The organism is Psychromonas antarctica (assembly GCF_022267535.1).
Taxonomy (GTDB): Bacteria; Pseudomonadota; Gammaproteobacteria; order Enterobacterales; family Psychromonadaceae; genus Psychromonas; species Psychromonas antarctica.
This window is the reverse complement of record NZ_JAHNZV010000004.1, coordinates 93,461-104,187: the sequence shown is the minus strand read 5'-3', so window position 1 is coordinate 104,187 and position 10,727 is coordinate 93,461. Positions and strand designations below refer to the sequence as shown.

Genomic DNA, 10,727 nt, shown 5'->3' with positions numbered 1-10,727 from the left:
GCAGTTGTGTAACTGAATGAGGTGACAAGATAATCAATGTACAGCTCAAATATTTGTTTATTTTTATTCATGGCTCTACTTTAGCGGTTTTCGAAATGAAAGTTTAGTGATAATGCGTAACATCAGTTAGATAATTTAAGGTTAACCATGTTTCGTTCTCTAGCCAGTCAACTTTCCTTGATAATAGGCACACTATTTCTTTTTTCCGCAATCGCGTTATTTCAATGGTACTTACACAGTAGCGAGAAATTTGCAGATGAAGTAGGGCAACGTCTACATCATCAACTTGCAGCGCATATTGTCGAAGATGATGCTAATTTAAAAAGCGGTATTATTGACAGCCGTCATTTAATGGATGCATTTCATACACAAATGCTGTTGGGCCCTGAGTGGGAATTTTACGCCTTAGATAAAAAAGGAAATATTCTTGCCTACTCGGCACCAGAGGGCGTGGTAAAACTTGATAACGTTAATTTATCCCCTATTGACGATTACTTAAATGGTCAAGCTTTACCCATATACGGTAATGACCCACGTACTCCCAATACACAGAAAATATTCTCAGTGAGTCCAATCAACACCCTATCAGGTCAGCTCGAAGGCTATCTCTATGTCATTATCGGCGGACAAAAACGTGATAGTGCCATTGCATTACTCTCTGATAGTAAAGTATTAAAAGACAGCGCATTCATATTATGTTCGGCCATTATCTTTGGTTTAATCGCCCTGTGGTTAGCCATTCATTTCATCACTAACCCGCTTAAAAAACTCAGTCAACGTAGCCTTCAATACGTACACAATGACTTCACCGATATGCCTCTGCCCCCTCATTCGTTTTTTACTAATAATGAAATCCGAGCATTAGAAGCTAGCTTTATGTCATCGGCACAACATATTAAACAGCAATTAAGCCAGATTAAAAATACCGAACAATTACGTCGAGAATTGTTATCCCATATCTCTCATGATTTTAGAACGCCGTTAACCGCATTAAATGGTTACTTAGAAACCTGGCTTATTAGTCCTGAAAATAAACGCAGTATGGAATTAATCCAACTCGCACACAAAAATGGTCTGCAAGTTAACCAGTTAGTGGAACAGCTATTTGAGTTGGCACGACTTGAAAGTGGTGATATTCAATTTATCCCAGAGCCTGTCAATGTAGTTGAACTTGCTCATGATGTAATACAACGTTTACGCTATCAAGCGGAGCAACAGGATGTGCAATTAAGTGTTAAGTTTAATCATGATAAAGGCAATATTGCCTACGCCGACATCAGCAAATTAGAGCGTATTTTAGTTAATTTAATTGACAATGCCATCCGCCATACTCAAGCAAAGGGAGAAGTAAAAGTACAAATTAACGACCATAGAAACACTGTGGAATTACAGATTATTGACAATGGCAAAGGCATACAACATGATGAGTTAGAAGCTATTTTCAAACCGAAATATCGAGCGAGTAATACGCAGGGCAATTTAACCAATGCCGGTCTTGGTTTATCCATAGTCAAACATTTATTAGCAATGCACCATAGTGATATTTCAGTCAGCAGCGAACCCGGTTTAGGCAGCCAGTTTACATTCGCTCTACCGAAAGCAGCTTCTGCTTAATTTAATTGTGAGTTGCTTGGCAAATGATACAATTAGTATTAGTAAAAACTCTTATTTATTAGATGTTTATATTAACAATTGAAATGACGTTCAGGAGAATATTATAAATGGCAAAGCAGAAGATAAGTTAGGGAAGACGCCGCCATTGCTTTTGCTTTGTTTATATTCTATTACGCTTATTGTCAGCGTAAATTGGTTATGGCAAGTTAGTTACCAAAATCTCATCGAAACCAATCAACAACAACTCTGCTTTTTGTCCCTATTTTCAAGATGCAATGCAAGGCAAGCAAGGACATTATTTTGCTCTAAGCTCTCGGTCTGGAAAACGCGGTTATTACTTCTCCTCTCCCGTCAGGCATGTGGCAGAAATTCGGGGGGGGCGTCGTTAAAATGGATCTTTCTTTAAGATAAAAAGACTATGATTGATTATGGTGCGCTTAGTTTTTTACCTAATTGAGCGATATTATTAATAACCGTCATTTGACGATTACAGAATTTATAATTGAACGTTAAACGACAGATGCAGAAAAGGAGACAAGCCGTCTCCTTTTTGATCGCTATTTAACCTCTGGTAGGGATAAGCAAATCGATACAGTGTAGTTATTTCCATGTGTTGCGGTGTTAATTCAGCGACCAATAGCCGGCTGGTTTGCCTTGAACTACACAAAAACATCAATACTGTATGGCATGATTTTTTAACTTTATAATCTAAAATAGAATTTTGCTTTCATTATCCAGAGTTATGGTTATTCAAGTAGGGATTAATCTAGGAAGAGATCTTTAATGTTTTTAAAATCACCTTTCCCTTCCGTGATTTCCTCAATTGATAGACCGGAAACTTCATGTGGGAAGACTAACCACTCTTCTGATTCATGAATATAGTAGTCAGGTACAATAGATACCGCTTTGTTTTTTGGTTTGTAATATGGCGTTGCAATGCGCACATCTGTTGGCATATTTAAACGCATTAATTCTTTTAATTTCTCAGTTAAGGCGACAACACTGCGTCCTGAATCGAATACGTCATCGACAATTAATAATCCATCATCAGCATTAGCATTTTCGATAATGTAATGTAGGCCATGTACTTTAATTGTTTTACTTTGCTTGCCAATGCCGTAATAAGAAGAGGTGCGTACTGCTATATGATCCGTTTCTACTTTTTTGTAATCAAAGTATTCTTGAACAGCGATACCAATCGGAGCGCCTCCACGCCAAATACCGACAATGAACTGTGGGCGAAAACCGCTATCGTATACTTGCGCAGCAAGACGGAATGAGTCTTCAAGTAGTTGTTGAGCGCTTATAAATACTTTGCTAGACATAATAATCTCTCTTTGTGAATTTTGCGCAGATTTTAGACTAACGAGATAAAATAACAATGTTCTAGATGCTTTTTACTGCATCTTATTTAAGAATGCCGTTAAAACTTGTTTTTCAGTGAGGTGACGAGAAGTGTAGCGCTGGTCAACAACCACTCGTTACCCTTAAACATGCTGTATTTGCACTGATAATGCTACTAGATGTGGTTATTCAACGCTCTATCTTTTTTGATTTTTATTTTTTCATTATTAAAAAGCAACAATACGTAATTGCTACTTATGCTTAGAGGGGCGTTCTTGATTGCGCAGATAATCTAATGATGACAATTTACGCTTGTGTTACGCAGTAGGTTAAATTGACAAGCGCTCTATTTTTCCTTCATATAATACGCTTACTGTAATAAGCTAGTTGTTTTCTAAGCGATCAAGGAGTAGTAAATGAGAATTGCAATTGTTGGTATTGGCGATATTGCAGAAAAAGCTTATTTACCTATTTTGACCCAGTTAGAGGAGGTTGAGTTGGTCTTTTGCACGCGTAATAAGATGACTCTACAAAGACTGGCTAAGCAGTATCATATTAAACAGGTATATCAAGATTATCGACAATTAAGTCATGTAAATGTTGATGCGGTTATGATTCACAGCAGTACGGCTTCGCACCTTGAAATAGCGTCCTTTTTTTTACAGCTCGGGGTGCCGACCTTTGTTGATAAACCCCTTGCCGATAACGCTTTTGATTGCGAAAAGATTTATGAATTGGCGCAAAAACAGCAGCAGCCTCTATATATGGGGTTTAATCGCCGTTTTATTCCATTGTATAAACGCTATTTCGGTGACCCACAATCGACACTACCTGATACTTCTTTATTGTCTTTACGCTGGGAAAAGAATAGGCACAATTTGCCGGGAGATATCCGTAAAGTTATTTTTGATGATTTCATTCACCCTTTAGATAGTGTCAATTTGTGTGCTAAAAGTAACCTTGAAGATGTCCACCTCAGTAGTCAATTCAAAGGTACTCAGTTGGCTAGGATTGATGTGCAATGGCAAGATGGGAATATGCTACTTCATGCCTCTATGAACCGTTTGCATGGCATAACCCATGAGCGAGTTTCTGTGGGTTTTGAAAACCGTGCTTATGAGTTTGATTCATTTATGACTGGAAAATGTTTGCAGGATAAGCAAACATTTCTTCTTCAACTTAAGGATTGGACGCCTATGCTCACAGCAAAAGGTTTTACTGCTATGATTGCTGATTGGATAAATGTAGTTAAATCAGGTCAAATGAAACAGTCTGTGATTGAGCGTAACCTAAGCACTCACCAATTAGCGGAGGCTGTCTGCCAAAAAGTACAAACAAAGCTGAGTGGCAGCGAACAAAAACGCCGCTATTAAACGGCGTTGCTCTTTGTCTGCGATGTTTGCTTTAACTTACTTCATTACCATTAGGATGGCCGCTAGTAAAACTTTGCAAATTATCCAGCGTGGTTTGCGCAATACTAGTCAAAGCTTCTTTAGTTAAAAATGCCTGATGACCCGTAAATATGACATTATGGCAGGCTGATAAACGGCGGAATACATCATCTCCGATAATCTCATCTGAATGGTCACCAAAAAAGAGTGAATCTTCCTCCTCATAAACATCTAAGCCTAACGCGCCGATCTTACCTTCTTTTAAGGCGCCAATCGCATCGGTGGCATTGAGCAGAGCGCCACGACTAGTATTAATTATCATTACACCATCTTTCATCTTATCAAATGATTGGCTCTTAAGTAGATGGTGATTATCGTCGGTTAGTGGACAATGCAGCGTGATAATATCACTCTGCTCAAATAACTGTTCAGCGGAAACATATTCCGCTCCCAGCTCAATAGCCTGCGCCGAAGGGTATGGGTCAAATGCCAGTAGCTTACAGCCAAATCCTTTTAAAATGCGCATAGCTGCAAGGCCAATTTTTCCTGTACCGATAATGCCTACCGTTTTACCCGACATATTAAAACCAACTAAACCGTGCAGTGAGAAATTAGCATCTCGGGTGCGCTGGTAAGCTTTATGGATACGGCGATTAAGAGTCATCATTAATGCTATGGCATGCTCTGCCACGGCTTCGGGTGAATATGCGGGAACACGCATAACTGTTATACCTAATTTTTTGCAGGCACTTATATCGACATTGTTAAAGCCTGCGCAGCGCATTACGAGCGCTTTAATACCAAGTTCTGCAAGCTTAGTTAATACGGGAGCTGACAAATCATCGTTGACAAAGGCACAAACCGCATCATAACCCTGTGCAAGCTGGCTGGTATGGATATTGAGTTGAGTATCAAAATATTTGAGCTGAATAACTTGCGAATTGATAAGTGGGTTGAAATGATTAATGTCATAACTGCGCGTACTGAACATGGCGACTTTCATAATATAACTCCAATTGAGAAAAATGATTGCTTATAGCGTTATAAACGCTTTTTAGTGGCAGGGCAATCAAAGATGAAAATTATCCGGGTAACGTTTCTATTATACGCATTTTTATGCAAGGCATGGGGAGAATGAATGATTATGGATAAACAAATAAAGCACAATAAAAGCCGCAAAATTGTTAGTTTGTACGGCTTTTTTAACTTTTTTAGTTTCTAATTAAGCGAGCTCCTCAACGAGTTGTGGGCCTGCCGTAACGAGCGCCTGTCCTTCGGCCTTATCGGTATAACGATCAAAGTTATTAATAAAGAGCTTCGCTAGCGCGTGTGCTTTTTTGTCCCATTGTGCTGCATTTTCATAAGTATCACGCGGATCCAAAATAGAGCTATGCACGCCCGGTAGCGCCAGCGGCACAGATAAGTTAAAAATTGGAATCTGCTTGCTTTCTGCCTTTTCAATGGAGCCATCTAGGATTGCGTCAATAATACCGCGTGTATCTTGAATTGAGATTCGTTTACCGGACCCATTCCAACCCGTATTGACCAAGTAGGCTTCGGCTCCACAAGCTTCCATCCGTTTGACTAATTGCTCAGCATATTGCGTTGGATGCAAGGTTAAAAACGCTGCACCAAAACAGGCTGAGAAAGTCGGTGTCGGCTCTGTTATCCCTCGCTCTGTGCCGGCAAGTTTAGCGGTGAAACCAGATAGAAAATGGTATTGTGCTTGCGCTTTAGTTAGCTTCGATACAGGAGGCAAAACACCGAAGGCATCGGCTGTTAAGAAAATAACTTTTTGTGCATGACCGCCTCTAGAAATGGGTTCAACAATATTAGCAATATGATAGATGGGGTAGGAAACCCGCGCATTTTCAGTTTTGCTTGCATCATCGTAATCGACGACACCGTTGGCATCTGTGACCACATTCTCCAGTAGCGCATCACGCCTAATAGCACGGTAAATATCCGGCTCAGCTTCAGCGCTCAAACGAATTGTTTTTGCGTAACAACCTCCTTCAAAATTAAATACACCATCGTCATCCCAACCGTGTTCATCATCACCAATTAAAGCGCGTTTCGGATCTGTTGATAGGGTGGTTTTACCTGTGCCAGAGAGACCGAAGAAAATAGCAGTATCACCCTCAGTGCCCATGTTAGCGGAGCAGTGCATTGATGCCATGCCATTGAGGGGCAATAGGTAGTTCATAATAGAGAAAATACCTTTTTTCATTTCCCCCCCGTACCAGGAACCGCCAATAACGCTCATATTTTCCGTGAGATTAAAGGCAACAAAGTTTTCAGAATTTAAGTCTTGTGCCTGCCACTCTGGATTGCTGGTTTTAGATCCATTCATTAGAACAAAATCAGGTTCAAAATCAATGAGCTCTTCATCTGTTGGGCGAATAAACATGTTGGTTACAAAATGTGCTTGCCAAGCTACCTCCATAATAAAGCGCACTTTTAGACGGGAATTTTCATTGGTTCCACAAAATGCATCAATCACAAATAGGCGTTTATTAGAAAGTTGTTTAGTGACGATATCTTTTAAATGCTGCCAAGTAGATGGGTCGATTGCTTTATTATCATTTTTACCTTGATCACTCCACCACACTGTATCGCGTGTCGTATCGTCTTTGACGATATATTTATCTTTAGGTGAGCGGCCGGTGAATATGCCCGTGTCGACAGCGACAGTGCCATTTTCGGTGAGTGTTCCTTTTTCGAAACCGGTTAAGTCAGGTGACATCTCCTCTGCAAACAGGGTGTCGTAACTTGGGTTGTAGATAATGTCAGAAACGTCGGTAATGCCATATTGACTTAACTTATCAGTCGATAGTGATTTCGCAAGTGTCATGTATCAGTTCCTCTTAAGTGGTTGAAATTTCATTTTTATTATTAAATAAAATGTCAGTATCTAGAGTAGGGGATTAAAAAGAAAGTGTGGGAGATCTAGTTCAAATAATCGGCTTAAATCACACTGATTTTTATCAAAGCAGCTCTTTTTATTGGGGATTTTTGATCTCTGGCGATATTTTTTTATTTTATGCCGCCAGATTATGCGATTCTTTAGCCCATTGAGGGGGCAGAGATCTTATCTCTGCTTTATTTTGGTGCATTGTGAATCAATGTTTAGTGTGTAATTTCTCTTAGGTAAGCTTGTAACGGCAGCGTTAACAGCTGTTTTTAGCCCTTTTCAATTCATTTGTCACTTTTGTTACATAAATTGTTGCTTTTGTTGAGTATGGTATAGATTTTGCTCTTATCAGATTAAATGTTTGTAATTTGGTAAGGATTAAAATGGATCTAACAGCACAAGAGCGCCACTGGTTACCTCTGTTTGGAGCAACGGGTAAGCTCGCTATGGGTAAGGCGTGCTGGTTAAATAGCTCACGTAAGAAAACATTGGAACAAACCTTTACCAGTATCGCTAATACGCGGGTGCGCATTTTAAAATCTTGGGTAAATACGCAGTGGAGTTTCCTCTCTGATGCTTCGTTGTACATTACCTCCAAAGAGGAGGGGGAATGGCAAAATTCTTTGCAGAGCTTGTTGGCAAGGAACAATGATTTTTCGGAGCTGTTTATCGTGTTTGCTGATGGCCGTGTTGCATGCTCCAGTTATACTCCTTATTCACAGCAGGTGGTTGATGCGAAGGTGCTCCAAAAAGGGCTGCAAGCACAGTTTCTCCATGGCCCCTATTTGGATCCGCAAACTGAAGTAGTCGGTTCTTCAAGCTCCTCTTTTCATGACGCGGTTACGCTTATGTATTATCAGCCGCTGGTGGTTGACAAGCAAACGATAGGCTGCCTTTGTGGCCGGGTACCGAATGATGTGATGGGGGATCTTATCCAGCGCGAAGCGGGGCATGTTTATAGTGAATCAGGCGACAACTATATTTTTATGGTGCAGTCCAATCTGAATCCTGCAATTTCAGAGGGAACTGCATTGTCACGCTCCCGTTTTGAAGACAATACCTTCTCTCATGGGGAAAACCTTAAATCCGGGGTTAATACAGACTGGGGGATAGTAAAAGTAAGGGCGCATACTGAATTTGAAATCCGTTTTACCGATCCTGCAACTGGACAACTGCATCCCGGTGTCAGGGAAACCATCCGCCATGGCGAAAATCTTTATGTAGATTACCCGGGGTATTCTGATTATCGGCATATTCCAGTTATTGGTAAGGGGGTCACTTTTCAGCTACATGGCTCGCCAGATGTCTGGGGGATGATGTGTGAAGCTGATCTGGAGGAAGTTTACCGTCATCGCTCACTGACTTATACATTGGGTAAAAAACTGAGTTTTGCGATCAGTTTACCATTTGTTAGCCACCTTGTTGCCACTAGCTGGTTTGTTTTGTCACCTTTGCAAAGTCATCTTCTATTAGGCAGCGCTTCTTTATTGGCTATTTTTTGGTTCAGCTATTTTGCGCTTAAACCTGTTACAACGCACTTAAAACATATGATCGAAGTGATCCAGATGCTGGCGGAGGGGGATGCCAACCTTAATCATAGATTTAACACGGCACAGTTCAGTGCGGATGAATCTGGCGATCTGGGACGCTGGATTAACAGTTTTATTGATAATCTGGATAATATGGTCAGTGAGATGATCCACGCCTCCAATGAAGTTAAGGAGGTTAGTGAATCAATGCTACGCCGCTGCCTGAGTGTCGATAGGTCCAGTAAAGCGACCAGTTATTCCATCGGCTCTATGTTGAACTTATCTGCGAGCCAACAGGATGAGATAGCAAGTGCTACTGTTTCAGCGCACATTATGCAGCAACTCATGCATGATCTTGTTGAAAAATCGCAACAAGAGTATACGCAGGCGGTCAGTAATACTAACCAGATTAAAGAGATAGTTTTAGCATCGGCAAAAAGTGTGAATGACGTAAATGGGCAGATGAAAGAGATTGGTGCGATCGTTGGCTTGATCACTGAAATTACAGAGCAAACCAATCTGCTTGCACTCAATGCGGCGATTGAAGCGGCGCGAGCAGGTAAACATGGCCGCGGTTTCTCGGTTGTTGCGGATGAGGTGAGAAATCTAGCCACTAGAACATCTCAGGCTGCCAGCCATATTGGTAATATAACAGAAAAATTAAGCAAACAATCAGAGATGGCGGTTCGTTATATGGAACAAGGGGTTAAAAATGTCGACCAAAATAATTTTGTGATGGATTCGGGTGAAAGAAGTCTGAAGTTAAAAACGGCAGTTGAAAATATGTTCGACACGATGAAGCAGATAGCCAGTAGTAGTGAACAGCATGGTGAAACAGCCAAAGATGCGCAAAGTACCACGACCTCCATGGAAGTTTCGTCGCAGCAGCTGCTGCGCCGTACGACGCTGGTGAAAAATGCTGTTTTACGTCTCAACACACTGGTTGAGCGTTTTGAAGTATCGAAGCGAGCGACTTAAATAATAGTTATTTGATAAAGTTGCCATAAAAACGGAGGAGAGATATTCAGATCTCTCCTTTTACTTTTTTAGCTGCTAATGCTGCGTATTGTGCTGATCTGTTAACAGTATTTTTAAATCATCAGCTTCAAAGTGGTAATCGCTTGCGCAATATTCACAATGCATATCGATAGCACCATTCTCTTCTAGCATCTCTAAAATTTCTTCTGGGGCAATAGATGCGAGCGAAGATAAGCAACGTTCTTTAGAGCAGCTGCATTTAAAAGAGATTACTGTTGGTTCAAATAACCGCAGCGTTTCTTGGTGATACAAACGATGCAGTAATTGAGCATTTTCGAGCGTATATAATTCTTCCTCTTTAACAGTGGATGCTAATGCACTGACATGCTGGAATTGCTCCTCATGATCCTCATTAACCGCCGGTAATGTTTGCAATAACAAGCCGGCAGCTTGCGGTTTGTCGATATTGCTCGCATGTAAAATAATACGTGTTGGCAATTGTTCTGACTGTGCAAAATAATCCTCTAAGCATTCACTAAGTGACTCTTTGCGCAATTCAACAATGCCTTGATAGCGTTCACCATTATCCGGAGTAATGGTGATTAGAAGATGCCCTTTGCCAATAAGTTGTTTAAATGATAGGCCAGTGGTATCCCCTTCAACACGTGCTGTGCCGCGTAATTCTTGGTCCTGATTGCCATTAATAACCGCTAAGTTTAGCGGACCATCTCCCTGTAGCTGCACCGAGATCTTACCTGCGAATTTTAACGTGGCTGTCAATAGGCTGGTGGCGACTAATAATTCACCAATAATGTTAACAATTTCTGTGGGGTAATGATGATTTTTAATGATTTCACTAAAGCTATTATGTGCGCGGGCTATTTCGCCGCGGATTTGATAATCATCAAAAATAAAACGTTGTAGTTGGTCACTCATTTTGTCGGTTCTCTCTTAAAT

7 protein-coding genes are annotated in these 10,727 nt (G+C 40.7%); 3 read left to right on the top strand and 4 right to left on the bottom strand.

Translation table 11 applies throughout. The features are described 5' to 3' along the window. Nucleotides 1-147: 147 nt before the first annotated feature. Entirely contained in the window at nucleotides 148-1,614 is a 1,467-nt protein-coding gene (locus KSO91_RS02430) for a sensor histidine kinase (RefSeq protein WP_238741001.1), read from the top strand. A 761-nt stretch (nucleotides 1,615-2,375) separates the two neighbouring features. Here the strand turns inward: KSO91_RS02430 and KSO91_RS02425 are convergent. Next, a complete protein-coding gene (locus KSO91_RS02425) occupies nucleotides 2,376-2,939 on the bottom strand; it encodes a phosphoribosyltransferase (RefSeq protein WP_238740999.1) in 564 nt (187 codons plus the stop codon). Nucleotides 2,940-3,374: 435 nt separating this feature from the next. Between KSO91_RS02425 and KSO91_RS02420 the strand changes: the two genes are divergently transcribed. After that, complete coding sequence (locus tag KSO91_RS02420; protein WP_238740997.1) at nucleotides 3,375-4,331, top strand: Gfo/Idh/MocA family protein; 957 nt, start codon at nucleotides 3,375-3,377, stop codon at nucleotides 4,329-4,331. A gap of 31 nt (nucleotides 4,332-4,362) precedes the next feature. On the opposite strand, the gene KSO91_RS02415 is transcribed toward KSO91_RS02420, so the two are convergent. Both KSO91_RS02415 and pckA read right to left on the bottom strand, forming a co-directional pair. After that, nucleotides 4,363-5,352 carry a 2-hydroxyacid dehydrogenase gene (locus KSO91_RS02415; protein ID WP_238740995.1) on the bottom strand — a complete coding sequence of 330 codons (990 nt, stop codon included), beginning with the start codon at nucleotides 5,350-5,352 and terminating at the stop codon, nucleotides 4,363-4,365. 219 nt (nucleotides 5,353-5,571) lie between these two features. After that, nucleotides 5,572-7,203: a phosphoenolpyruvate carboxykinase (ATP) gene (gene pckA, locus KSO91_RS02410; RefSeq protein ID WP_238740993.1), complete on the bottom strand. Its 1,632-nt coding sequence runs from the start codon at nucleotides 7,201-7,203 to the stop codon at nucleotides 5,572-5,574. 443 nt (nucleotides 7,204-7,646) lie between these two features. Here pckA and KSO91_RS02405 point away from each other — a divergent pair, with 443 nt between their 5' ends. Beyond that, the gene (locus KSO91_RS02405) at nucleotides 7,647-9,770 is read left to right on the top strand and encodes a methyl-accepting chemotaxis protein (RefSeq protein WP_238740990.1); all 2,124 of its coding nucleotides are present in this window, start codon (nucleotides 7,647-7,649) and stop codon (nucleotides 9,768-9,770) included. Between the two features lie 75 nt (nucleotides 9,771-9,845). Here KSO91_RS02405 and hslO read toward each other — a convergent pair whose 3' ends face one another. Continuing rightward, the gene (gene hslO / locus KSO91_RS02400; protein ID WP_238740988.1) at nucleotides 9,846-10,706 is read right to left on the bottom strand and encodes an Hsp33 family molecular chaperone HslO; all 861 of its coding nucleotides are present in this window, start codon (nucleotides 10,704-10,706) and stop codon (nucleotides 9,846-9,848) included. Nucleotides 10,707-10,727 lie beyond the last annotated feature (21 nt).